At 41.5% G+C, this 23,896-nt stretch carries 20 protein-coding genes; 13 read left to right on the top strand and 7 right to left on the bottom strand.

Features of this window, described 5'->3' with window-relative positions; genetic code table 11:
* The first annotated feature begins 65 nt into the window (after positions 1–65).
* The 3 genes from VFC49_RS09855 (at position 66) to VFC49_RS09865 (ending at position 3,155) form a co-directional block, all read left to right on the top strand.
* A complete protein-coding gene (locus tag VFC49_RS09855) occupies positions 66–755 on the top strand; it encodes a hypothetical protein (protein WP_324735422.1) in 690 nt (229 codons plus the stop codon).
* Between the two features lie 92 nt (positions 756–847).
* The gene (locus VFC49_RS09860; protein ID WP_324735423.1) at positions 848–1,894 is read left to right on the top strand and encodes a prenyltransferase/squalene oxidase repeat-containing protein; all 1,047 of its coding nucleotides are present in this window, start codon (positions 848–850) and stop codon (positions 1,892–1,894) included.
* 115 nt (positions 1,895–2,009) lie between these two features.
* On the top strand, positions 2,010–3,155 hold the full coding sequence (locus VFC49_RS09865; RefSeq protein ID WP_324736726.1) for an alanine--glyoxylate aminotransferase family protein: 1,146 nt from the start codon (positions 2,010–2,012) through the stop codon (positions 3,153–3,155).
* On the opposite strand, the gene VFC49_RS09870 is transcribed toward VFC49_RS09865, so the two are convergent.
* Positions 3,152–3,745, bottom strand: a complete 594-nt coding sequence (locus VFC49_RS09870) for an ATPase (RefSeq protein ID WP_324736727.1) — start codon at positions 3,743–3,745, stop codon at positions 3,152–3,154. The genes VFC49_RS09865 and VFC49_RS09870 overlap by 4 nt on opposite strands.
* A 238-nt stretch (positions 3,746–3,983) precedes the next feature.
* Between VFC49_RS09870 and VFC49_RS09875 the strand changes: the two genes are divergently transcribed.
* Positions 3,984–4,898 carry an asparagine synthetase A gene (locus tag VFC49_RS09875; RefSeq protein WP_324735424.1) on the top strand — a complete coding sequence of 305 codons (915 nt, stop codon included), beginning with the start codon at positions 3,984–3,986 and terminating at the stop codon, positions 4,896–4,898.
* Here the strand turns inward: VFC49_RS09875 and VFC49_RS09880 are convergent.
* The 3 genes from VFC49_RS09880 to VFC49_RS09890 are packed head-to-tail and all read right to left on the bottom strand — an operon-like array spanning position 4,895 to position 7,718.
* The gene (locus tag VFC49_RS09880; protein ID WP_324736728.1) at positions 4,895–5,428 is read right to left on the bottom strand and encodes a nitroreductase family protein; all 534 of its coding nucleotides are present in this window, start codon (positions 5,426–5,428) and stop codon (positions 4,895–4,897) included. The genes VFC49_RS09875 and VFC49_RS09880 overlap by 4 nt on opposite strands.
* 40 nt (positions 5,429–5,468) lie before the next feature.
* On the bottom strand, positions 5,469–6,881 hold the full coding sequence (gene gltA / locus VFC49_RS09885) for an NADPH-dependent glutamate synthase (RefSeq protein WP_324735425.1): 1,413 nt from the start codon (positions 6,879–6,881) through the stop codon (positions 5,469–5,471).
* Positions 6,882–7,718, bottom strand: a complete 837-nt coding sequence (locus VFC49_RS09890; protein ID WP_324735426.1) for a sulfide/dihydroorotate dehydrogenase-like FAD/NAD-binding protein — start codon at positions 7,716–7,718, stop codon at positions 6,882–6,884.
* A gap of 141 nt (positions 7,719–7,859) precedes the next feature.
* Between VFC49_RS09890 and shyB the strand changes: the two genes are divergently transcribed.
* The 7 genes from shyB (at position 7,860) to VFC49_RS09925 (ending at position 13,692) form a co-directional block, all read left to right on the top strand.
* Complete coding sequence (gene shyB / locus VFC49_RS09895; RefSeq protein WP_324735427.1) at positions 7,860–8,864, top strand: NAD(P)-dependent hydrogenase/sulfhydrogenase 2 subunit beta; 1,005 nt, start codon at positions 7,860–7,862, stop codon at positions 8,862–8,864.
* The gene (gene shyC, locus VFC49_RS09900) at positions 8,861–9,730 is read left to right on the top strand and encodes an NAD(P)-dependent hydrogenase/sulfhydrogenase 2 subunit gamma (RefSeq protein ID WP_324735428.1); all 870 of its coding nucleotides are present in this window, start codon (positions 8,861–8,863) and stop codon (positions 9,728–9,730) included. Before shyB ends, shyC begins: the two co-directional genes overlap by 4 nt.
* 3 nt (positions 9,731–9,733) lie before the next feature.
* Positions 9,734–10,468, top strand: a complete 735-nt coding sequence (shyD, locus tag VFC49_RS09905) for an NAD(P)-dependent hydrogenase/sulfhydrogenase 2 subunit delta (protein ID WP_324736729.1) — start codon at positions 9,734–9,736, stop codon at positions 10,466–10,468.
* Complete coding sequence (shyA, locus tag VFC49_RS09910) at positions 10,465–11,712, top strand: NAD(P)-dependent hydrogenase/sulfhydrogenase 2 subunit alpha (RefSeq protein ID WP_324736730.1); 1,248 nt, start codon at positions 10,465–10,467, stop codon at positions 11,710–11,712. Before shyD ends, shyA begins: the two co-directional genes overlap by 4 nt.
* An 87-nt stretch (positions 11,713–11,799) precedes the next feature.
* Entirely contained in the window at positions 11,800–12,477 is a 678-nt protein-coding gene (locus tag VFC49_RS09915; RefSeq protein WP_324735429.1) for a DUF257 family protein, read from the top strand.
* 2 nt (positions 12,478–12,479) lie between these two features.
* Complete coding sequence (gene pbp11 / locus VFC49_RS09920) at positions 12,480–12,800, top strand: tRNA-binding protein Pbp11 (protein WP_324735430.1); 321 nt, start codon at positions 12,480–12,482, stop codon at positions 12,798–12,800.
* 46 nt (positions 12,801–12,846) lie between these two features.
* Entirely contained in the window at positions 12,847–13,692 is an 846-nt protein-coding gene (locus tag VFC49_RS09925) for a TatD family hydrolase (protein WP_324736731.1), read from the top strand.
* 4 nt (positions 13,693–13,696) lie between these two features.
* Here the strand turns inward: VFC49_RS09925 and rtcA are convergent, their stop codons facing one another.
* From rtcA to VFC49_RS09940, 3 genes are read right to left on the bottom strand one after another with little or no spacing between them, the layout of a single operon-like run.
* Positions 13,697–14,749 carry an RNA 3'-terminal phosphate cyclase gene (rtcA, locus tag VFC49_RS09930; protein ID WP_324736732.1) on the bottom strand — a complete coding sequence of 351 codons (1,053 nt, stop codon included), beginning with the start codon at positions 14,747–14,749 and terminating at the stop codon, positions 13,697–13,699.
* Entirely contained in the window at positions 14,736–15,923 is a 1,188-nt protein-coding gene (locus tag VFC49_RS09935; protein ID WP_324735431.1) for a hypothetical protein, read from the bottom strand. The genes rtcA and VFC49_RS09935 overlap by 14 nt, the downstream gene beginning before the upstream one ends.
* A 51-nt stretch (positions 15,924–15,974) precedes the next feature.
* The gene (locus VFC49_RS09940) at positions 15,975–16,487 is read right to left on the bottom strand and encodes a metallophosphoesterase (RefSeq protein ID WP_324736733.1); all 513 of its coding nucleotides are present in this window, start codon (positions 16,485–16,487) and stop codon (positions 15,975–15,977) included.
* Between the two features lie 121 nt (positions 16,488–16,608).
* Here VFC49_RS09940 and VFC49_RS09945 point away from each other — a divergent pair, with 121 nt between their 5' ends.
* Together VFC49_RS09945 and VFC49_RS09950 are read left to right on the top strand one after the other, a co-directional pair.
* On the top strand, positions 16,609–17,103 hold the full coding sequence (locus VFC49_RS09945; RefSeq protein ID WP_324736734.1) for a hypothetical protein: 495 nt from the start codon (positions 16,609–16,611) through the stop codon (positions 17,101–17,103).
* Positions 17,103–23,879, top strand: coding sequence for an LAGLIDADG family homing endonuclease (locus VFC49_RS09950; protein WP_324735432.1), 6,777 nt, complete (start codon positions 17,103–17,105; stop codon positions 23,877–23,879). The genes VFC49_RS09945 and VFC49_RS09950 overlap by 1 nt, the downstream gene beginning before the upstream one ends.
* The last annotated feature ends 17 nt before the right edge of the window (positions 23,880–23,896 follow it).

Consider the following 23,896-nt stretch of genomic DNA (forward strand, 5'->3'; position numbering starts at 1 on the left):
AGAGTTAGACTTAAAATTATTAACTGTTGAAATCTATAACGTCTTAATGATTTGAGGTGACGGAAATGAGTATTCTTTTGATGCTAGTGGGGATACTCCTATTGAGCTTAGGTTTTATTATTGCTTATTCCCTTATTAGTCCAGTCTCTATTTTTGGAGACAAACCAACATTTATTCTTAGAATGGTATCCTCTGGAGACATGTTGTTATTTGGGGTATTCATCTTAATACCTCAAATTTTAGTTTCTCTTGCGTATGCAATTATATACTATAATCTCAAAATTCTTGGTAACGTTCCATTTGAAAAATACTTATTTTTTAGCATAACAATGTTATTCTCTCCCCAGTATATTTCCTCTTACTCAATTATTGTTATCAGTGAAATTTTTGTGGGATATCTTCTGATGATCGTATATATAGGGATTATTTTAAATTTGATAACACTCTACTATTGGTATCCAACAATAACTCTCCAAATCGGTGGCATTGAGAATTTAAAGGTATATCAATATAGAACGATTCATCTTTTACTTAAAAATGAAACAAAGAACTTTGCAGTAGATGTTCAGGTGTTTATAGTGTTTCCGGAAAGTATTGAAATTCGGAGCTATTCTAGTATGCTAAAATGTCTAAGAAAAAATGTTCTTATTAGTGAAAAATTCTTGCTTTATCCTCATTCTAATGAGGAGTTATTAATTTCTATTAAACCTCTAAAGAAAGGAAAATCCTATATATATAGAATTCTGGGAAGGTAATTCTATCAAAAGAATACTCCATAAAAAAATCATTATAACTTAATATAATAACCAAAACATTTATAACTCTCCAAATGGTAAATATTAATACTATGGCTGAGGCTAATATTCCTGAAAATTTCGAAATTCTAAAAAGACTATTATTAACCCACCTTAATAATTCTATTGACAAAGGAATTAACTGGTTGTTGTCTATAAGGGATTCAAGAACCTATGGATGGGGGAGGGTGCCATCATTACTCCCTGATCCATTTTCAACAGCAGATTCTTTACTAGTGTTAGCAGCAGCTGACGCTTTACCAAGTGACTATATTCAATCAATTGAATATATTTACAAGACAGCCATTATTACTCCTGATTATATATATTGGCCCAGATACTCCCCGCAGACGGATAGTGCTATTCCTAGTCCTGTTCACACTGCTGTAGTAATTTATGACTTAATTATGACTGGGGAAGATCCTAAAAGTGATTTAATCCAAAGGTGTATTCAATGGTTGATAGATGTTAGGGATTCCAAAACTCACGGATGGAAATGGGTAATAACAGAGGGTTACCCCAGCCCTCTAGCTACTGTTTTTGTTTTAATGGCATTAAGAGTTGCAGGAGTTTCACTTAGTGAAATTGAAGGATCTGTTGAGTTTGTTTTTAACAACATAAATCCTGATTTTGGATGGGGTTATGAAAATGGGGGAATTAGTAATCCCGGAGAGACGGCATTTATACTAACTGGATTGAGTGAGTTTTTTGGTACTTACCTCATTAATAGCAAGGAGGATATATTAAACAATTCCATTTTGTGGTTAATGTCTCAGCAACAATCAAATGGATCATTTTTGGACATAGGTAGGTCTTATAGAGTAACTAGGAATACAAGTTGGTCGATAATAACTTTTCTTCTTTATGGTGCTAATCCATTTAGTGAACAAGTGTTGTCACCAATTTCCTGGTTACTGGAAACTCAGGAAAAAATTGGTTATTGGTCTAGTGATAATAAATATTCACTTGCACCTTCAGTTAGAGATACTCACGATGCGTTATTGGCATTAATAACCTTCAAAAAGGTAGTAGAATATTACAACAAAAATAAAAATACTAAAAAATGGAAGTTCTCTGAGGCTATTCAACATGCTTTGTAGACTTGATTTTTTTGGAGAGATATTAACTAGGTAGTAAGTAATATAAATCCTATCGGAGACTCATTGATGGGAGAATACTATGTCAGTTCCAATAGATGAGGTGGTGTTTATGCAGATGCAGTTTGAGGATGCTTACAAGGAAGTTTATGAGATCGTTAAGCCGAGATACAAGCTCTTCACAGCTGGTCCAGTTGCATGTTTCCCTGAGGTTCTTGAGATAATGAAAGTTCAGATGTTCAGCCACAGAGCAAAGGAATATAAGGTAATCCACATGGACACCCTTGAAAGGCTTAAAAAATTCTTAGAAGCTGAAAACGGAGAAATAATTCTCTTTCCAAGTTCTGGAACCGGGTTTATGGAATCTGCTGTTAGGAACACAGTTCCAAGGGGAGGAAAGGTTTTAGTTACCATAATTGGCGCATTTGGAAAGCGCTTTAAGGAAGTTGTTGAGTCGAATGGGAGAAAAGCTGTTGTCCTTGAGTATGAGCCCGGAAAGGCTGTGAAGCCAGAGGATCTCGATGATGCATTAAGAAAAAACCCTGATGTTCATGCAGTAACTATAACATATAATGAAACTTCAACAGGTGTTCTCAATCCCCTTCCAGAGTTGGCCAAAGTTGTAAGCGAACATGACAAGCTTCTCTTTGTGGATGCGGTTAGTGCAATGGGAGGGGCTGATATAAAATTTGACAAATGGGGAATCGACGTAATTTTTGGAAGCTCACAGAAAGCTTTTGGTGTTCCACCTGGTCTGGCAATCGCTGCCATTAGCCAGAGGGTCTTTGAAATCGCCGAAAAGATGCCGGAGAGAGGCTGGTACTTTGATCTGCCTCTCTATAAGAAGTTTAACTACAAGAAGCAGGGAACACCTTCAACCCCACCGATGCCTCAGGTCTTTGGTCTCAACGTTGTGTTGAGAATCATAGAGAAGATGGGCGGCAAGGAAGAGTGGCTCAAGATGTATCAGAAGAGGGCAGAGATGGTAAGGAGCGGGGTTAGGGAGATAGGTCTTGAAATCTTAGCAGAGCCGGGTTATGAAAGCCCAACAATAACTGCCGTCTTAACGCCAGAGGGCATAAAGGGCGAAGACGTTTACAATGCAATGCGTGAAAGGGGCTTTGAACTGGCGAAGGGTTACGGTGAAGGAATTAAAGAAAAGACATTTAGGATTGGTCACATGGGATACATGACTTTTGAAGACATTGAGGAGATGCTCCAAAACTTAAAAGAAGTTATAGAAGAACTGAAGAAGAAAGCTTAGCGTATCTTCTCCAGTTTTATTTCTCCTCCTTCTTCAACTACTTTATAGACTGCGTTAGCTTTTCTGGCTCCCTCTTTTATATCGCGGTAGAGCTCAATTACAAGTTCAAACCTCTTTAGAGTATTATCATCTATCTTAAGCCAGTGTTTAACTTCACTCACTATGTCCCTTGAAAGTATGAGAGAGGATATTATGAATGCATAGTCATCTATAAGCTCTTCCAGAATCAGAGGTACGTTAATTGTGTGGAGAGTGTCTATAACAACATAATCGGGATTAAGCTTTTTGATTTCCTCAATTACTTCCTTTGTTCTTGTTCTAACGCTCCTTTTATCAAATTCAGTGTTTATAATCTCAATGTTTTCTTTGAAGGGTTTGAACTCATTGTAAGCCGTTACAACTGCTATTTTCCACTCATCGGGAATTAAATGAACCATAGCCTCAATCAGCTTTGTTTTGCCTGTTCTGCTTGCTCCAACAACTAAAATGTCGCTTTTTCTGAGAAGGGCATTTTTAATAGTCTCAAGCTGTTCATTGGTTATGTTACCATAGCGGAGCAAATCTTCTGGAGTAAAGATGTAAACTCCCATTTTTGTCACCGTAGAATACTTGGAGTCTAATTGTTATAAAATATTGGTTTGCACCACTGGGGAATAATTTCACGCCCGTAAGGGATTTTGGGATCATTTGGGATGCCAATTCTAACCATTTTTCTTGTCAATTGTCCAAAAATTATCATATATAAATGCCAAAATTTGTTCAAATTCCAAAGTTTTTTGCATAAAAGACATAAACCATGAATGCAGTGTCAAAAAATAGGTGATAAACATGAATGCTGTTCAATTAGTTAAAAGAGAGATTGCCCCAGCTATGGAAGTTCAGACCAAAGTCATTGAATATATGACAAGGTTTTTTGTTGGCAAAGGATTTAAGTGGCTGCTTCCAGTGATGCTCAGCTCGATAACTGATCCTCTCTGGCCAGATCCAGCGGCAAGTGAAGCCTTAAAGCCCCCAGAGATAGAGGCATATGGTGGAAAGCTCAGATTAATGCATAGTATGATTTTGCACAAGCAATTGGCAGTTGCCATGGGAATAGACAAGTTGTTCATACTCTCTCCAAACATAAGGCTCGAAGGAAGGGAAGCTGACGATGGAAGGCACGCATATGAGTTCACTCAGCTCGACTTTGAAATAGCATATGCAACCATGGATGACGTCATGAGCTTAATCGAAGAGGCAATCTCTGGGCTTTTCAAAGAGGCAAGAAAGTGGGAAATCCTTGAAGAACTGGGCAGAGAAGTTCCAAAGGCTAAGCCACCGTTTAAGCGGTTCACCTTGGAGGAAATCAAAGCTGAATTTGGTGATGAAGATAAAGCAAGTGAAGCAATGGATGAACCCTTCTGGATCACTGATATTGAGAGAGAATTCTACGACAGGGAAGACCCAGAGAGGCCGGGACACTTCAGAAACTATGACTTGTACTTACCATGGGGTTACGGTGAGGTCTCAAGCGGCGGCGAGAGAGAGTGGGAGTACGATATAATCGTCAGGAAGATGAAGAAAGCTGGGATAAGCCTTGAGGCATTCAAACCATACTTAGAGGTTGCCAAAGCAGGATTGCTCAAGCCTACAGCAGGGGCTGGCATAGGCATGGAGAGATTAGTGAGGTTCATCGTCGGAGCAAAGCACATAGCTGAGGTTCAGCCATTCCCGAGAATTCCGGGAATTCCGGCGATTATTTAAAAGTGGTTTCCAACTCTATTTAAATGCACCCTCTCCCACATTATTTCTTCTTTTCTGTGCTCTGGCTTTTCTTCAGCTGGATATCCAATACCGATTATGCAGAGGATCCTTATATGCTTAGGGATTCCCAAGAGTTCCCTGACGTAATCCTCGGCTGTCTTCTTATCATCGTGCATCCTTTCGTGTATATGGCCCCAGCAGGCGCCTAAACCTAAGGCAGTTGCTGCCAGCTGAATGTGCTCAGCAGCTATTGAGCAGTCGTAAACCCATGCATTGCTTATCCTCTCATCCCCACAGACAACTATCGCTAAAGGTGCTGTTTCAAGGAACTCTACAGCGGATCTTGTTTTGGCGAGCTTTTTTATCAGCTCTCTATCTTTAACAACCACAAAGTGCCAGGGTCTCCTGTTTCTTGAGCTTGGAGAATAAAAGGCAGCTTCGAGGATTTTCTCAATTAGTTCATCCGGAACTTCTTTATTTTGAAATTTCCTGATGCTTCTTCTTTTCCTTATAACTTCAAAGAACTCCATATCGCTCACCAAAATTATTAGAAAAGAGAGAAATTTAAAACTAAGCCTCTTTGCTTAGGTATTCGTGTATTGCTTTTGCTGCTTTTCTTCCGTCTCCCATTGCTAAGATTACGGTTGCTTCTCCTCTTATTGCATCTCCACCTGCAAAAACTCCAGGAATCGAAGTCATCAAATTATCATCCACTATTATCCTTCCCTTGCTGTCAACTTTCAAATCTGGAACCGTCTGGAAGAACGTTTTGTTTGGTGTTTGTCCGATAGCAATTACTGCAGTATCAAACTCCATGATGAACGTTTCTCCAGTTGGAATTGGTCTCCTCCTACCGGTCTCATCTGGCTCTCCAAGTTTCATCTTCTCCAACTCTATTGCCTTTAAATTGCCGTGCTCATCTCCTATAAAGCGCTTGGGTGAGACTAAGAACATGAATTTAACTCCTTCTTCTTCAGCGTGGTGAATTTCCTCTATACGAGCAGTCATCTCTTTTCTTGTTCTTCTGTAGAGGATCCAGACTTCAGCACCAAGCCTCAACGCAGAACGGGCTGCGTCCATTGCTGTGTTTCCGCCGCCGATAACAGCGACCCTCTTTCCGACTTTTATTGGAGTGTCATATTCGGGGAATTCATAAGCCTTCATGAGGTTTATTCTCGTGAGGAATTCGTTAGCTGAGTAAATTCCATTCAGGTTTATGCCCTCCCATTTGACAAATCTTGGCGTCCCTGCACCGGTTCCTATAAAGATGGCATCGTACTCTTCCCTCAGCTCGTCAAATGTAACTGTTTTCCCTACTAATGTGTTTGTCTCGATTTTTACTCCAAGCTTTTTGAGGTTTTCAAGTTCTTTTTTCACGATTTGTTTTGGTAGTCTGAATTCTGGGATTCCGTATATTAGGACTCCTCCGGGTTTGTGTAGGGCTTCGAAGATTGTTACGTCATAACCCATTTTTGCTAATTCTGCGGCGCATGTTAAACCAGCCGGTCCTGCTCCGATGACTGCGATTTTCTTTCCGTTCTTCTTTATTCCTTTTATTTGCTCCTCTAATAACTCGGCGTCTATCCCTTTTTCTCTTGCGTAGTCTGCTACGAATCTTTCGAGTTTTCCTATGTTTATTGGGTCGCCTACTTTGCCCATTACGCAGACGCCTTCGCATTGGTCTTCTTGGGGGCAAACCCTACCAGTTATGGCAGGCAAAGAATTACAAGCCCAAATGACTTCTAAGGCTCCTTTAATGTCCCCTTCTTTAATCTTGGCTATGAAGGCGGGAATGTTTATGTTTACGGGACAACCTTTAATACACGGAGCATAGTTCTCTGGACACTGCAGGCAGCGCTCAGCTTCTTTCTTTGCAAGATCAAAATCATAGCCGAGGTTAACCTCAAGGAAGTCCTTGTTCCTCTCCTCTGGTGGCCTCTCTGGAGTTGGAACCCTCTCCTTGATAATCTGCCTTTTTGGCATTTAAACCATCCCCCTCTCGTGCTTCCACTTCTCAAAAGAAATCTTCTCCAAATCCTTGTAATAGTCCAGACGCTTCATCAGTTCATCCCAGTTCACTTGATGTGCATCGAACTCAGGTCCATCAACGCAGGCAAACTTTATTTCTCCCCCAACTGTTACTCTACAAGCGCCACACATACCAGTTCCGTCAACCATGATTGGATTCAAGCTGGCAACTGTCTTTATGCCGTATGGCTTCGTGAGCTCTGCAACGAACTTCATCATTATCGTTGGTCCAACCGCATGGACGAGATCAATTTTTCTCCCCTCATCTATGAGCTTTTGAAGTGCATGAGTAGTAAATCCTTTCATCCCATAGCTTCCATCGTTTGTGGTCACTATGACCTCGTCACTAACTTGTTTCAGCTTATCTTCCCAGAACACAAGCTCCTTTGTTCTGAACCCGAGAATTGAGATGACATAATTGCCAGCCTCTTTCATGGCTTTTGCGACTGGGTAAATCTCTGCAACGCCAACTCCGCCACCTATCATTACAACCGTTCCAAACTTGTCGATGTGACTTGGCTTCCCTAAAGGACCAAGGAAGTCGAGGATGAAGTCCCCAACGTTGTATGTTCCAAGTTCGTGCGTTGTTTTTCCGACTTCCTGTGCAACTATTGTTACAGTACCCTTCTCTGGATTGGTATCGGCTATCGTTAGGGGTATCCTTTCTCCCCTTTCGTGGAGCCTTAGTATAACAAACTGACCTGGTTTGGCTTTTTTTGCAATCCTCTCGGCTTTGATTTCGAAGAGATTAATCCCTGGAGCTAATCTTTCTTTATGCAGAATTTCAAACATTTAAGCCCCACCATTTTTTAATATCTGTTTTGCGAATATAAAATTCTTTTCACTATTAGTTGATAACTAACCGTTGCAAAAATCCTTAAATCATGTATTTGACAAATATAAACAAGAGAAGCAATCTTTCGGGTGATGATCTTGAGATATGTAAAGCTTCCCTCTGAGAATTTTGAGGAATTTTTCAATTCTCTCAAAAACTGGGGAACCGTTTATGCTCCAGTGAAACAAGGGAACATTTACTCTTTTAAACAAGTTAATACTTTAGAGGAAGTTTCATTGAATTACACTCGAACCATGCTTCCCCCAAAGAAGTTCTTTGTAAAGCCACGGGAGATACTTTTAAAGTTGAAAAATGGAAAATGGGAGGAAAACAGAAAAGCTGAAAAAATAGTTCTCTTTGGAGTCCACTCATGTGATATCCATGGACTTCAAATTCTTGACAGGGTATATCTTGAGGAACCCGCGGATCCCTACTACAAAGAAAGGCGGGAAAACACCATTATCATAGGGATAAGCTGCATGCCAGATGAGTACTGTTTCTGCAAGAGCTTGGGAACGCACTTTGCAATGCATGGGTTTGATCTCTTCCTGCATGAGCTTCCAGATGGCTGGCTTGTGAGAGTGGGAAGTGTAAAAGGTCATGAAATTGCATGGGCAAATGAAAGCCTTTTTGAGGAAGTTACGGAAGAGGACTTGAAGCACTTCAAAGAATTTGAAGAAAAGCGTTCTGCATCATTTAAAAAGCATCTGAACAAGGAAGGGCTTGCGGACTTGCTTGATCTTGCATTTAACAGCCCTGTTTGGAAGAAATACGAGCGTATTTGTCTCGGCTGTGGAAACTGCAACATGGTGTGTCCAACATGCAGATGTTATGAGGTCTGTGATTACTGGGTCAACGCATATGAGGCAGTGAGAGTCAGGAGATATGATTCATGCTTCATGGAAAGCCATGGACTTGTGGCAGGTGGTCACAACTTTAGACCAACGCGTTTGGATCGTTTCAGACATCGATACTACTGTAAAAGCTATTTCGATCCATCTGCGGGCTTCAACTGTGTCGGATGCGGCAGGTGTGATGAATTCTGTCCAGCTAAGATAGAACATGTTAAGGTTCTTGACGAGGTTAGGGAGGCGTTGAAATGAACCCCTTTCAAACCTATGATGCGAGGATTTTGGAGGTAAAGGAACTTACTCCGAGGGAAAAGCTTTTCACTCTTAGATTTGTGGATCCAGAAATTAACAGGGAATTCACATACAAGCCGGGTCAGTTTGTTATAGTTGACATCCGAGGTTTTGGTGAATTCCCAATAAGTCTCTGTTCTTCCCCAACGAGGACAGGATACTTCCAGCTGTGTATAAGAAGGGTAGGAAGGATGACAAAATATATTCACAAACTTAAAGAGGGAGATATTGTGGGCATTCGGGGCCCTTATGGTAATGGCTTCCCCATGGAGGAGATGGAAGGTTCCAATCTGCTCTTGGTTGCTGGAGGTCTTGGGATGGCTCCATTGAGAAGTGTTTTGTGGTATGCCATCGACAGCGGAAAGTACGAGCAGATATACCTGTTTTATGGAACCAAAAGCTATGAAGATATCCTCTTTAGAGATGAAATAATTCATCTCCTTAAACATGGAGAAGCTATGAACTGCAGGGTAAAGCTTGCCTATGAGGTTGAGAGCCCTTCCTGCATATACCTCGAGAAGGGCTTTGCCCCCAAGGTCTGCAAAGGGGTCGTGACAGATTTGTTCAGAGGAGAGGAGTTTGATGTGGACAATACCTATGCCTTAATATGCGGACCTCCAGTGATGTATAAATTCGTGATAAGGGAGCTCTTGGACAGAAAGCTTACCCCTGGCAGGATTTACATGACGCTTGAGAGAAGAATGAGATGCGGGATAGGCAAGTGCGGTCATTGCATTGTAGGAACCAGCACGTCAATAAAATACATCTGCAAAGATGGGCCCGTCTTTACCTACTGGGAAGCTCTTTCTACAAGGGGGTTGATTTAAATGCTGAAGCTGGGAGTTTTTGAGCTTACCGATTGTGGAGGCTGTGCACTAAACATCCTGTTTCTATACGAGAAGCTGTTTGATCTGCTGGAGTTTTATGAGATTAAGGAGTTCCACATGGCATCAAGCTTTAAGGAGCATGATCACCTTGACGTTGCGATTGTCACGGGAACGGTATCATGCCAGAGGGATCTGGAGGTTTTAAGACATGCTCGCAATTATTCCAATTACTTGATCGCATTGGGAACTTGTGCAACTCATGGCTCTGTTCAGGGGGCTGTTGAAGGAAAGATCAGGGATAAGCTTGAAAAGGTGTATGGGACAAGGGCGAACACCATGAAAGCTCTTGATCCAAAGCCGGTAGTGGAATACGTAGCCGTCGACTTTGCTCTCCCCGGATGCCCTTATGATAAGATGGAGATTTATCAACTTCTCATTGATCTTGCAAAGGGTGTGGAGCCAATAAAGAAAGACTATCCAGTGTGCATTGAATGCAAGCTCAATGAATACGAATGTGTTCTGGTGAAAAAGGGACTTCCATGCTTAGGTCCAATCACGGTGGGTGGATGCAATGCTATATGTGTTAAATCGAAACTCGGATGCATAGGGTGCAGGGGACCTTTGCCAAAGGAGGCAAACCCTGCAGGGGAGTTTGAGATACTAAGGAATCTTGGCTATGATGAGGAGTATCTGCGCAGGAAGTTCAAGACATTTGCAAGGGGTGAGCTGAGATGGTGATCCTTGAACTTGGGGAATTCACAAGGGTTGAGGGAAACGGAAAGGCGGAAGTTATCATTGAAAACGGGGAAGTCAAAGAAGCGAGAGTGAAAATAGTTGAGGGTCCAAGATTCTTTGAATTGCTGACACTCGGCAGGTATTATTGGGATGTGCCAGATTTAGAGGCGAGAATTTGTGCAATCTGCTATCTGGCGCATTCGTTTGCCTCGGTGCTTGGGATAGAGAATGCCTTTGGAGTTAAAGTTCCGGAGGAGATTCAGCTTTTGAGGGAGCTTGGTTTGATTGGAGAAATCCTTGAGAGCCACAGCCTTCATCTCTATCTTCTGGTCGCCCCCGATTTGTTCGGCTATCCAGATGCTATCCGAATGGCAAGCAAACATGGAGAAATAGTAAGAGAGGGACTCGCACTCAAGGCATTTGGTAACTATATCAGGGAAGTAATAGGGGGAAGAGAAATTCATGGGATAAACGTTAAGCCCGGGGGATTTGGGAGGTATCCTACAGAGGATGAGCTTGAAAAAATTGATAAAAGCTGTGATGCACTTTTAAGGTTTGCAAAAAGGGCAGTTAACATCTTTGCAACTCAAGAAGTTTTTGGAGCCGTTCCTGAATACCATATTGCTACGGATGGTTACCTCTACGGAGAAAAGCTGATTGCATCTGATGGAGAAAGGTTCGATTATTTCGAGCATATCGAAGAAAAATCTCTGCCCTACAGCTTTGCAAAGCAGAGCCATTATAAGGAAAGTGTCTTCATGACTGGAGCCCTCTCAAGGTTAATGGTCAAATCTGACAGGCTAACACCGATTGCAAAAGAGCTGTTTGAACAGCATAGGGAAAAGTTATCTCGGGGGAATGTTAGCCTAAACAACTTAGCACAGGCAATTGAGCTTGTGTATTCACTTGAGAGGGCTAAAGAAATAGTGGGGAAACTCTTAGATCATGGGGTCAAAGGGGAAAATGTTCCAATAGAGCCTAAAGAGGGAGAGGGGATAGGATACGTTGAGGCTCCCAGAGGTGTCCTTATACATCACTACAGGATTGACGAAAATGGAAACATCACTTATTCGAATATAATAACCCCCACTGCATTAAACCATGCACTGATGGAGCTGAGCCTTTATGAGGAGGCAAGAAAGCACTATGGGGCTGTAGATGAAAACTTTCTGAAGCACAAGCTTGAGGAAACTGTTAGGGCATTTGACCCATGCATCTCTTGTTCGGTGCATCTTGTTAGGCTTTAGCCTTCTATTCAAAATTTCTCTATCTATTTTTGTCAAATCAAAATCATTATAAAATTTAAGAGATTTTGATATAATTGGGGACACATTATGAGAAGAGCATTTGAGGCTGTAACCCGAATTATGGACTCCCTGAAAATGGGGGAGACCGTACTGTTAATATATGATGAATCACTAATTCCCGAATTTTCATTTTTGTTTTTTGTTGAGTATGCATCTCAGAAGGGTGTTCCAGTTATTGTAGATGATATTCTCGACTCACTTTATGTTATTAAACAGCACTTGGAGTTCATTGGGATAGACACTACGTTTTTTGAAAACATCACCGTTATCAAAGTTGGAGGTAAAAACAGGGTTGGACATGTTCGCCAGCACATACCATTGGAAGGTGCTTATAGGGAGAAGTACCGCCTGGCAGCTAAAGAAGTTTACAAGGAGAATAATAATGCCATAAATATCGTACTTGGAATTGAAAATCTTTTTTACTTATCAACAAAACCCAGTGATATCACTGAGGTAATCTCCGAATTGATATCTTTTTTAGGCGAAAAAAGTCGCATAGCGGTATATATAATTAACAAAAATATCACGGAAAAAGCACCAGTGAATCCTCTTCCTTTCTTTGAGAGGATTGCAAGTACTGTTATATATACAGAATCTCATCCAAGAAAAGCAGTATTAAGGATTGGAAAATGCTCATCTCTTGACCTGGTTGGAAAGTCCCTCATAATAGAACTTGATGATCTACTCCAGTACTGGGGACGGTAGAAATGGGCATTTTTAGAAGGATCTTTAAAAAACCCAAAAGAGAACTCAATAAAATTGAAATAGTTTCAAGAAAGCCAGTTGGAAGGTTTAGAGTCCTTCAGGTTTTTGATATTTTTGGGAAGCAGGTGCTTGCTGGCGAGGTAATTGATGGGATTATATATCCAGGATATAAGCTTAAAGGAAGAGACGTTGGGATAGTGAGGAATATCGAGAAAAACCGCAAAAAGGTTGATTTTGCAGTTTCTGGCGACGTTGTTGCTTTAATGCTCGAGAACAAAATGGATGTTAATGACGGAGAACTTCTTGAAGTTTACCAATCATGACTTAAGGCTTAAAAGTCCATAAGCTTAGCTCTTTTTGGTGACAAAAATGATAATATTCGACAATCATTTTCACGTTGATCCCTTTAAGGGGCTCTTTCTTGAGGCAGTAAAGCAGTTCCACAGAGCAGGTGGGACGCATCTTGCTGTTGTGTATAAAACAGCTCACGATTACGGCTTTGCTGGAATGAAAGCAGAGGACTTCATAAAGGCTATGGACTTTCACATAGAGCTCGTTGAAAAAATAAACAAGGAGACTCCGGTGAGGGCTTTTGCAGTTGTTGGTGTTCATCCAGCTGAGTTCGTGTATTTGGCCGAAAAGAAGGGCTTAGAATATGCTAAGGATGAGGTCATGAAAGCTTTAGAGTATGCTCAAAAGCTGTGCCTTGAGGGTAAAGCAATAGCCATCGGAGAAATTGGCAGACCTCATTTTGAGGTTAGAGAGGAGATTTGGAATGCAAGCATTGAGCTGATGAAGTATGGAATGGCTCTGGCTAAAGAAGCTGATTGTGCTGTTCAACTGCATACAGAGAGTTTCACAGAAGAGAAGTTCAGGGAGCTTGGAAAAATAGTTAGGGAGGTTGGAATAAGGCCGTATAGAGTTGTCAAGCACTATTCCCCACCGCTCGTGAAAATTGCAGAAGAAGTTGGGGTTTTCCCGTCAATTTTGGCGAGCAAAAAAGCTATGATGGAGGCTATAATGCAGGGGAACAGGTTTTTCATGGAGACCGATTACATCGATGATAAAAGAAGGCCTGGAGCAGTGTTAGGGCCAAAAACCGTGCCAAAGAGAACGAAAACTTTCCTCCAGCAGGGAATTTTCACTGAAGAAGATGTTTACAAAATCCATGTTGAGAATCCAGAAAAGGTTTACGGGGTGGAGATGGAGGAGTAGTAACTTAAGTTGCTACACTCTTCACAACCCTAACCCTTCCTGGCTTTCCTACTTCTCCTTCAACCTCAAACACTTTTCCAAAGAACTGCTCAACGACCCAAACATTCGTCACTAAATGCTTTGTGATCTCGCTCACCCATATCTCACCACCGGCAAAAGCCAAGAACGGGATGAGCTGGTCTCCAAGGAACTTATCCACTGCATGCCTCGGCTTGAGCTGGTCTAAAAGCTCTCTTGCCGCTTCTTCTCCGACCATTTCGGCAGGCTTGCCCCTCTTTCCAAGTGCATCACCGCCTAAGCGTAAGATATCGGTGTTTGCCCATACAACAATTCCGCTTCCCGGACCTAAGTGGGGGTCTTTGTCTCGCTCGTAATACTCCTCTATAATATTAATAGGTATATTGGGATAAGCCCTCTCAACCACCTGCTTTGCTGCCTTTGCCTGTCTCACTGCAACGTGGGATGGCAGCTTTACTGCGTGACTTATCCCTTCAAAGCTCTCAATTTTTGTAAATCTTGTAGCCCTGAGCTCTCTTTTCTCTTCCCAGGGTTCAACTTTCCCGACAACAATTCCTCCACCTTTAGGATAATGCCCTCTCCTCCTTATTTCAATCTCCGCTCTAAGTCCTATCTTTTCAAGAGCAAAGAGGGTAATGTTTTTGAGATAATCAACCGGTGGTGACCAGGGAACATCTGTTCCTCCAGTTATTTCAAAGGTTACTTCCCTGTCAGCAAACGCCATTGCAGGTAATAGGGCTTGTAGAACGAGTGTTATGCTTCCAGCGGTTTTTATTGGAACCTTAATGTGTTTTGATTGGATTTTACCTGGATAGAACTCCAAAACTTTTGAACCCACTTCAGCCCCCTTGACCTCAGCGTTGCAGAGTTCTTTTAATGCTAAAATTCCATGCAGATGCTGGGGTCTTAAGCCAGGATTGGGTCTGTTGGCTCTTATATTGATTATTTTAATCGGCTCGCCTGTAATAGCGGAGAGAGCGACAGCAGTCCTTAGAATTTGACCTCCGCCCTCTCCATAACTACCATCAATAACCTTCATGACCCTCACCGATCATTATTACCAGTGCTGCCTTTAAAAGCTCTGATGTTTCCTTTTCTGGATTCCTGAGTTTAAGTTTTTCAACCAGCCTCTTTAGGTCTTTAAGAGCCTTCATTGTTCTGTATTCTTTGGGGAGTTGTCTAAGGACTGAAAGAGGAACTTCAACGCCGAATTCTTTTAAGAAAAGCTTTTTCAACATTTCTTCATCAAAACTCAGGAACTTAATCTTAACTGGGAATTCTAAGCCTTCATACTTGCCGGCATCTTTGGTTTCAATTAGGAGGGTAAAATCGACTGGTATCTTATGGTATCTGACCCCAATCGGAAATTTCACATACCCCCTACGCTTTATTTTCTTGAGCTTCCTAACAAGCTCAATAGGCGGGTCTGAGAGCATCAAGTAGCCTCGGTAAGCCTTCAGAAATAGCGGTGCTGAGTAAACTCTATCCTCGACTTTTCTGAATTCAAACTCTTCTATACTGTCAACATAATAGTCCCAGCAAATTACAGGTGTTTTTACTAACACCCATTCTGCATGGGAAGCCAGCTTTTCGTGAATTTCCTCATCAAAAACCTGTATGATGTTTTCATAAATTTCTAAGTACCGCGGTATTTTTACTTTCCCTTTAATGCACTTTTTGAGTATCTTGTCCAGCTCGAGTCCTGCCTCGTTAATTATTATTGCATCTTCTCTGAGTTCTAAGAGCATTAATGAGCTCAGAAATTCCTCAGGAACGTCATCTGTTATGGACTCTACGTCAACATATGGCTCAGTCTCTGCAACTTCAAATTCTCCCTGATCTTCTTTTTGCCCTTTGATCTTCTCTAATAGCTCCTTACTCACAGTGGTTATCTGGTAAATCCTGTCTTTTCCCTCCAGATAAAGCACACCGTTAGAAAGCAACTTTAAACCTAACCTTGCTAAATATGCCGAAAGCTCATCCTCAGTTCGCGTGCTTATTATTTTTTTGTCTCTGACATCTTCAAATCCTTCATCTACGAGGATAAAGTCTGCTGGATGGAGGTTTTTTTCATTAAAGAAACGATTCAAAATTTCAAGTGCCTTTTCCTTGTCTTCTCCGTAAACTTTGATAAACTCTATCGTGCCATCTCGGGTCATTCCAACAAAAATTACAGAGTCATATCTTTCTCTTGGAGCTGACAGCTCGTCCATATCTCTCTACCTTTTAGATTCTTTGTTTCTTTGGATTTATAGCATTTTTTACTAAAGGCTCATAAATCCAAGGGGCTCTTCTGTGTCGAGGTTAATTATCTTTACTTCTCTTTTCTTTGTGTCAAGAAATGCGACGCTTTTAATTCCCGTAACATATCCACACACTTCTCCAGGATTCACAAGTATGCTTCTCCCCGTTTCTCTAATCTCATATCTGTGAGTGTGGCCCCGAATAATAACATCGTACAGCTGACTCTTTGCAAAGGCATCAACTACCTTTTCATTTGTCCCATGGAGAACAATTATTTTCATACCGTCTGCTTCAACTTCAAGTATGTCTTCCGAGATTCCAAGTGCTTTATTTAGACCCTTTTTCTCTCCGTCATTATTTCCGAAAACCCCTTTTAATGGTGCTTTTAGCTTTAGGAGCTCTTTTCTGACGAACGGGGCAACATAATCTCCTGCATGGATTACAAGATCAACTCCTTCTCTGTTAAAAAGCTCAACGGCTTTTGCTATAGCAGATAGATTGTCATGAGTATCGCTCATTATTCCAATTAACATAAGCATCACCTTAGCTTTCTTTTCTTTATGGGTTTATAGAGTTTCCTCCAATAATGATGTTCATGTGGGAAAGTTTAAGAAATATTGGCATCCACATAATAGATGACATTGGGTGATGATTATGTTTGCGGGCAGAACTTTAATCGCTGTAAAACTGCTCAAATCCTTTGGCGACTGGAAAGCTGGTGATATGGTGCTAATTGAAGATTGGAAAGCTAAAGAACTCTGGGAGACCGGGATAGTTGAAATAATTGATGAGGCTGAGAAAGTTATAGGGGAGCTTGATAGGGTTATTGCTGAGGAAAAAGAAAATGAGCCCATAACCCCGATTCCAGAAGGATTGTACGAGAGGGCAGAATTTTACATCTATTATCTGGAGAATTATATAAAGGAAAATTTTGAGGGAAATGTTGATGTGCTTAATGTAAAAATGACGAGACTGGCAAATTTGAAGAAGAAATACTACTATCTTAAAAAGCTTCGCTTTAACAAAATTCTTAATGCAATAATGTTCCGTCCGAACAGCTTAGAAGTTCTTTCAAGGCTGTCCCCCGAGGAAAGGAGAGTTTACCTCCAGATATCAAAAATAAGAAATGAATGGCTGGGTGAGAAATGATGGACAAAGAAGAGATGATCAGCCGTTTTGTAAATTTTCTTAGAGAGTACTCTGACGATAAGGGCAGTAAGATTTATCTTAACAAGATTAGTGATATCCTAACTGTCACTCCAAAGCGTTCAGTTTCGATAAACTGGGAGCATTTGAACGGATTTGATCCTGAGTTAGCTCAGAAGCTTTTGGAGAATCCGGAGGAGACTTTACTGGCAGCTGAAGATGCGCTCCAGATAATCCTTCAAGAAGAGTTCTTCAAAAAAGAACCTCTAAAAATCCATGCACGCTTTTACAATCTGCCAAAAACCCTTCTGGTTAAGGAGCTTGGCAGTGAGCATATAAACAAGCTCATCCAAGTTGAGGGCATTATAACAAGAATGAGTGAAGTCAAGCCATATGTTGCTAAGGCAGTTTTTGTGTGTAAAGACTGTGGAAATGAGATGATCCGTCTCCAAAAACCTTTTGCCTCATTAGTTAAACCGAATAAGTGTGACCAGTGTGGAAGCAAAAACCTTGAGCTCGACGTAGATAAGAGCAACTTCATCAATCTACAGACGTTCAGACTGCAGGACAGACCAGAAAGTCTGAAAGGTGGGCAGATGCCTCGTTTTGTCGATGCAATCCTCTTGGATGATTTAGTTGACACTGCCTTACCGGGTGATAGAGTTGTAATAACCGGCATTTTGAGGATTATCTTGGAGCAGAGGGAGAAAAGACCAATATTCAAGAAGATACTCGAGGTCAACCACATAGAACAGATAAGCAAGGAAATTGAAGAGCTTGAGATAACCCCAGAGGATGAGCAGAAGATTAGGGAGTTAGCTAAGAGAAAGGACATAGTTGACGCAGTTGTAGATTCAATAGCTCCGGCCATTTACGGCTACCGCGAGGTTAAAAAGGGAATAGCATTAGCTCTGTTTGGTGGCGTTACAAGGCAATTACCAGATGGGACTAAGCTGAGAGGAGAGAGCCACGTTCTGCTCGTTGGTGATCCTGGGGTTGCTAAATCTCAGATCCTACGATATGTAGCTAATTTAGCCCCGAGAGCGATTTATACGAGTGGTAAGTCAAGTTCGGCAGCCGGTCTGTGTGTTGCTCCGGACTCGGTTATTATAACAGAAAACGGTGGATTTGAAATAGAAGCTCTTACTGAAAATTGGCTGTCCGAAATTGGTTCGATTGAATATGACAAGGGCATAAACTACGCTCCATTCTTCGGGGAGACTGTTTCAATGGAGGGAAGTAGGATATCCCAAAATCTGCTCAGAAAAGTGTGGAAGCTCAAGGCTCCCAAGAACCTTGTAAAAATCAGAACAATGACCGGAAAAGAGATCCTCCTAACGCCTGAAACAAAGCTCATGACGCTGAAAGATGGAATCATAACATGGAAGGAAGCAAAGGACATTTCCTCCAGTGATTATGTTGCTACCGTCAGGAAGCTGGAAGTGAAGGAGAAACCATTGCTGACCCTTGAACTCCTTGAAGATCTCGATAATCTTGTGCTTTACGGCATAAAGGGTAAGGTAAAAGAGCTTATAGAGGATGCATGTAAAAATCTTGGAATAACAAAGAGAGAGCTTGCAGGTGTGCTTGGTGTAAGTGAAGACTCACTTTATTATTACTGGGTAAAACCCAACACCCGAGGTAACATTCGGATGAAGCACCTTCGTCGGCTGATTGAATTGGCTGAGGCAAGTTTGGAAGAGATAGAACCAGAATATGTGTCTCTGCAGGCTGGAACTAAGCTTAAAATTCCGAAGTATGTTGATGAAAAGCTTGCATACTTTGCGGGTCTTATAGCTGGAGATGGAGACGTCTCAAGGGCAGGCTGGGGAGTCTCGATAAGGTTTTCGAACAGTAATGAGTTCATGCGGGAGAAGTTCAAAAAACTTGCGGAGAATCTGTTTGGTGTTGAGGTAAAAGAAATCAGACATAAAAACCGTGTACCAGCTGTTAGGTTTCACTCAAAGATTATTGCGCACATACTCAATAAGCTCGGTATTCCAATGTCTCCAAAATCTTCAACGCTTGACATAGGGCATCAGCTTATGGTGGCTCCGAAGAATGTTCTTGCAGCATTCATACGCGGTCTGTTCGACTGTGATGGAACAGTTGTCATCCGCAAAGGTGGTTCGTCATACATTGAGCTTGATACTACAAGTGAGAGACTTGCGAGAAAATTGCAGCTTGCTCTTCTCCGCTTTGGAATAGTCGCACATTTAAGGAAGCGCAAAAGAGCTGGGATGTTCTCAAAGATAAATGGAAAAGATGTTGTTTCAAGGCACGACCGCTGGGAGCTGAAGATTTACGGAGAAAATATCGTCAAGTTTGCAGCATACATAGGCTTTGAACATCCAGAGAAAGCTAAGAAGCTTGAACTCCTCCTTGAAAAGCTTAAACAGTCGAGAAGTAACACAAACGTTGATGTCATTCCCGGAGTCGGAGGGTTGATAAAAGAAATTAGAACCTTCTATGGACTCAGTATAAATGAAGTTTACGGTTCTCACTTTGGAAGTACGGTTGAAAGAGGAAAACCGATCTCGAGAAAGTCACTCCAGCGGGTTGTTGAGAGACTCAGGAAAAATGCGAACATCTTAAATGTCCCCATTGAACTACCAACAGAGATAAGGATTGGAATTGGAAACTTAATCAAGCCAGAAGAGCTTGGTATGAACTATGGTCAATTCTATGAGCTGTTTATGAGAAAGAGAAGTAAGAAGCTCCCCTATGGTCTATTAGTGGAAGTTGCAAGGTTCATTGAAGGAAGAGATAAAGAGACTTATAATGAACTTGTGTGGATTCTTAGTGAAATTACCGAGATAGAAGAAGAAATCAAGAGCAAACTTCATGTTCTTGAGGAACTTGCTTACTCTGACATCTTATGGGAGAAAGTGAGAGAAGTAAAAACAATCAGAAGTCCATACGACTATGTCTATGACCTCACTGTTGAGGGATCTCACAGCTTCATTGCCAGCGGTTTCGTAGTCCATAATACTGCAGCAGCTGTGAGAGACGAGTTCACAGGATCTTGGGTTCTTGAAGCGGGTGTTTTAGTTTTGGCAGACGGTGGGATTGCCTGCCTGCATCCGGATACAAGGGTTCTTGTCAATGGGAGATACAGACGCATAGAAGAGCTCTTTGACCTTAGTAAGGCTTACAAGGCTCGCTCTGGAAACGAAATTGTGGACATACAGAAAGAGGAAAATAGCATTGTATCTCTCAATCTTGACAGCATGAGGATTCGGGAAACCAAAGCAACCATAATTCGCCGGAAACCATGGAAAGGTGAGCTTATTAGAATAAAGCTCCGTTCTGGCAATGAGATAACATTAACTCCGGATCATTTGCTTATAGATGGAAGAACTCTTGAATGGAAAGAGGCAGAGAAGTTCGGGGTGGGGGATTTAATAGTGGCACCGTTAAAACTGCCCAGTGTTAGGGAAAAAGTTTACATTCTTGACATACTGCCTGATGAGTGGAAGGTCAAGCTTACAGACGACGAAAAGGCGGAGCTAAAGAGGGAAGTTCTGAAGAGATTCAAGAGTCTTGCAGAGTTCAACAGATATTATGGGATTTCGAAGGATTTTCTCTCAGGAAAAGGTGCCATAACAGTTGAAAAGTTTAAAGAGATTCTTAAAGATTTTAGAATATATGAAAAGTGGAAGAAAAAGCCACTAACGGTTGGCCCGCACTCAAGGCGCGAGAGACTCAAGGTGGCTTATATCACACCAGAGCTCGCCTACTTCCTTGGCTTCCTTTATGGAGATGGATGGATTAAACGAAACGGTTCAAAGGTGCAAGTAAGGATAGTGCAGTCAAAAGTTCATAAGAGACAAATTGAAGCTATAAGGAGTGCCTTCCATGCGTTTTACAATGAAGACCTTAGAGAGTACGAACGCGTAACGGAGAGTAAAGTGGCTGGAAATAAAATTTCAAGCAAAACGATAACGTTTCACATTAGCTCACCTCTTATCGCATACATCTATGAATATTTAACCAAGAATGCCCTTGAAAACGTATTTGTTCTTGATGATGAAGCAGCGAAAGCCTTCATAGCAGGTGCCCTTGATTCAGATGGATGCGTCTCAATTAAAAAGAGCACAAAGGGTAAGGTAATCCATGTTGAGTTCCTTCTTTCAAACGATATTGAAAGCGATAGGGCCTTTGCACTTTTGCTTAGGAGGTTTGACGTCTATGCTCGAGTAATCCCGGATAAGGGCGTAAACAGAATTCGCATAACAGGAAGGGAAGATGTTAAAAACCTTCTTAATGCAGTGCGAAAGTACAGCGTCAAGGTTAAGGAAATTCCGGACATGAAGCACCTTGTATCTTCAAGGAGTGATAAGCTCCCGGCTGAGCCAGTGAAACAGATAGCAAGGAAAATAGTTGAGAGAGTTCCATCTACTATTCTCCAAAAGAAGGGTCTGTGGAGCACCCTTTACGCCTACATGAAAGGAAGCTACCTCCCAAGTAGGGCACAGCTCAGAAAGATTCTTGAAAGACTTAACGATTTTCTTGACGAAGAAACGAAGTTCAAACTTAACATTCTGATAACAAGAGATTACTTCCTTGATGAGATTGTTTCGGTTGAGTACATTCCTTATGATGGCTATGTATATGATTTATATGTCCCGGATTTGCATAATTTTGTTGCAGGGGGGATAGTCGTGCACAACTGCATAGATGAATTCGACAAGATGAGTGACAGAGATAGGAGTGCCATACACGAGGCACTTGAGCAGCAGAGCTATCATAAGGATTTTGAGTTACTTCTTGCTGACGGTAGGAAGGTGAAGATTGGTGAATTTGTGGATGAGCTCATTGAGAGAAATCGCGATAAAGTTATTGTTGGAAAAGACACAGAAATACTGCCCATTGATGATGTTTATCTTCTTGCCTATGATCTTGAGAAAAAGGAAATAGTTAAGGTCAAAGCAGATAGAGTAAGCAGACATAAAGCTCCAGAGAAGTTCATAAAGCTCCGCTTTTCCAACGGGAGAGAGATAATCGTAACACCAGAACATCCGGTGATGGTGTGGGATAATGGACGAATCGTCGAAAAAAGGGCAGATGAGATAGTCCCAGGGAATTTGGCTGTTGGAGTTAAGTCCTACCCAGTCTTTGGGAAGCTGGGAGGAGGGAGAGAGTTAGCGCTGTCTTTGTTTACCCAAAGCTATAGGTTTAAGAGGAGTGCAAGATTACATGAGAAAGTCTTTAAACTAAAAAGAGAAGAGCTTGAAGAATTTTTGAGAACAATATGGGAAATCCGTGGAAGTATAATTAATGGAAAGCCGTGCATAAGGTTTCCCAACAGAGGATTCGCTGAGGATATACAGGATGTCCTCCTAATGCTTGGCATAAGCTCTTCCATATATGAGAGCCCAACCACCATAACACTGATCGTTCATGAAAAAGAAAGTGTGGAAAGGCTTATGAGGATAACCGGAAAGGCATTTAGAGTACAAAGGTCAAGTGAAATCATCCCGGGGGACTTAGCGAGAAGGTTCTTAGAAGTTTCAAAGCTTCTGCGTGTGTGGATTTCTCACAAAGATAGGGTTAAATTGTACAGAGTCTACGTTCCAAGGGATGTCATACTTAAGTATTATAATGATGCAAAAGCTGAACTTGAAAGATTGAAACAGGTTATAGAAAAGCAAAACTATGAACCTCTTCTCAGGATAATATCAACGTACAGGATATACTCCAAGTATGGCATATCCCCTCTGTCTTTGAAGAATCTTCTGAGAAAGGGTGATAAGAGGGCACTTGAAATTGTTTTAAGTGAGGCTAAGAAAGTTGTAGAGCATGCTGAGAATATCCTTGTTCAAATCGGGAAAATATTGAACTCAAATATCAAATTCATTAAAGTAATCAAAGTTGAGGAAGTTGAAAACAGGGATTCGGAATGGGTCTATGATGTTACCGTTGAGCCGTATAATCTCTTTGTTTCTCACGGACTGATACTGCACAATACGATCAGCATTTCAAAAGCTGGAATTACGGCAACTTTAAACGCAAGAACAACAGTCATTGCAGCTGCAAATCCAAAACACGGAAGGTTCAACAAGATGAAGCCTCTTCCAGAGCAGCTTGATCTGCCACCAACCCTGCTCAGCAGATTTGATCTCATATTTGTCCTCATAGATGAGCCAAACGAAAAACTTGATGCCGAAATTGCTTCACACATCTTAAAGGTCAGAAAAGGGGAGGCAGAGGCTATAACGCCGAAGATTCCATACGATCTGCTCAAAAAGTACATAGCCTACGCAAGAAAGAACATTCACCCCGTTCTCAGCAGGGAAGCGATGGATGAAATCCTTCACTACTATGTCAAAATGAGAAAAGGTCTAAAAAGGACCACGGAGAGTGAAGGTGTTAAACCTATCCCAATCACTGCGAGGCAGCTTGAAGCATTGATAAGATTAGCTGAGGCACACGCCAGAATGCGCTTAAGCGAGATAGTTACAAGAGAAGATGCAAGGGAAGCAATAAAGCTGGTGGAATACACTTTAAGACAGATAGCCGTTGATGAAGAAGGGGTAATGGATATTTCGATCCTTGAGGTAGGGAAGTCTGCAAGAAAGATAAATAAGGTTGATAGGCTGTTGGAGATAATTGAGGCACTCCAAGATCAATCAGAATACGGAGCCCCAATAGATGATATAATTAAGGAAGCCATGAGGGCAGGAATTGACAAGAAAGAAGTTAGAAAGCTTATTGAAGAGCTCAAGGCAAATTCAAGAATTTATGAGCCGAGGAATGGATATTATAAAGTGCTGTGAAAAGGTTATAAAGGGAA

Source organism: Thermococcus sp. SY098 (assembly GCF_035621495.1).
GTDB lineage: Archaea > Methanobacteriota_B > Thermococci > Thermococcales > Thermococcaceae > Thermococcus_B.

What these genes read in the sequence shown, in the direction of transcription:
- VFC49_RS09950 (WP_324735432.1), top strand. Translation starts at nt 17,103, where the DNA reads ATGGACAAAGAAGAGATGATCAGCCGTTTTGTAAATTTTCTTAGAGAG.
- VFC49_RS09860 (WP_324735423.1), top strand. Translation starts at nt 848, where the DNA reads ATGGCTGAGGCTAATATTCCTGAAAATTTCGAAATTCTAAAAAGACTA.
- VFC49_RS09880 (WP_324736728.1), bottom strand. Translation starts at nt 5,428, where the DNA reads ATGGAGTTCTTTGAAGTTATAAGGAAAAGAAGAAGCATCAGGAAATTT.
- VFC49_RS09925 (WP_324736731.1), top strand. Translation starts at nt 12,847, where the DNA reads ATGATAATATTCGACAATCATTTTCACGTTGATCCCTTTAAGGGGCTC.
- VFC49_RS09865 (WP_324736726.1), top strand. Translation starts at nt 2,010, where the DNA reads ATGCAGTTTGAGGATGCTTACAAGGAAGTTTATGAGATCGTTAAGCCG.
- pbp11 (WP_324735430.1), top strand. Translation starts at nt 12,480, where the DNA reads ATGGGCATTTTTAGAAGGATCTTTAAAAAACCCAAAAGAGAACTCAAT.
- rtcA (WP_324736732.1), bottom strand. Translation starts at nt 14,749, where the DNA reads ATGAAGGTTATTGATGGTAGTTATGGAGAGGGCGGAGGTCAAATTCTA.
- VFC49_RS09855 (WP_324735422.1), top strand. Translation starts at nt 66, where the DNA reads ATGAGTATTCTTTTGATGCTAGTGGGGATACTCCTATTGAGCTTAGGT.
- VFC49_RS09940 (WP_324736733.1), bottom strand. Translation starts at nt 16,487, where the DNA reads ATGTTAATTGGAATAATGAGCGATACTCATGACAATCTATCTGCTATA.
- VFC49_RS09945 (WP_324736734.1), top strand. Translation starts at nt 16,609, where the DNA reads ATGTTTGCGGGCAGAACTTTAATCGCTGTAAAACTGCTCAAATCCTTT.
- VFC49_RS09935 (WP_324735431.1), bottom strand. Translation starts at nt 15,923, where the DNA reads ATGGACGAGCTGTCAGCTCCAAGAGAAAGATATGACTCTGTAATTTTT.
- VFC49_RS09875 (WP_324735424.1), top strand. Translation starts at nt 3,984, where the DNA reads ATGAATGCTGTTCAATTAGTTAAAAGAGAGATTGCCCCAGCTATGGAA.
- shyC (WP_324735428.1), top strand. Translation starts at nt 8,861, where the DNA reads ATGAACCCCTTTCAAACCTATGATGCGAGGATTTTGGAGGTAAAGGAA.
- VFC49_RS09915 (WP_324735429.1), top strand. Translation starts at nt 11,800, where the DNA reads ATGAGAAGAGCATTTGAGGCTGTAACCCGAATTATGGACTCCCTGAAA.
- VFC49_RS09890 (WP_324735426.1), bottom strand. Translation starts at nt 7,718, where the DNA reads ATGTTTGAAATTCTGCATAAAGAAAGATTAGCTCCAGGGATTAATCTC.
- gltA (WP_324735425.1), bottom strand. Translation starts at nt 6,881, where the DNA reads ATGCCAAAAAGGCAGATTATCAAGGAGAGGGTTCCAACTCCAGAGAGG.
- VFC49_RS09870 (WP_324736727.1), bottom strand. Translation starts at nt 3,745, where the DNA reads ATGGGAGTTTACATCTTTACTCCAGAAGATTTGCTCCGCTATGGTAAC.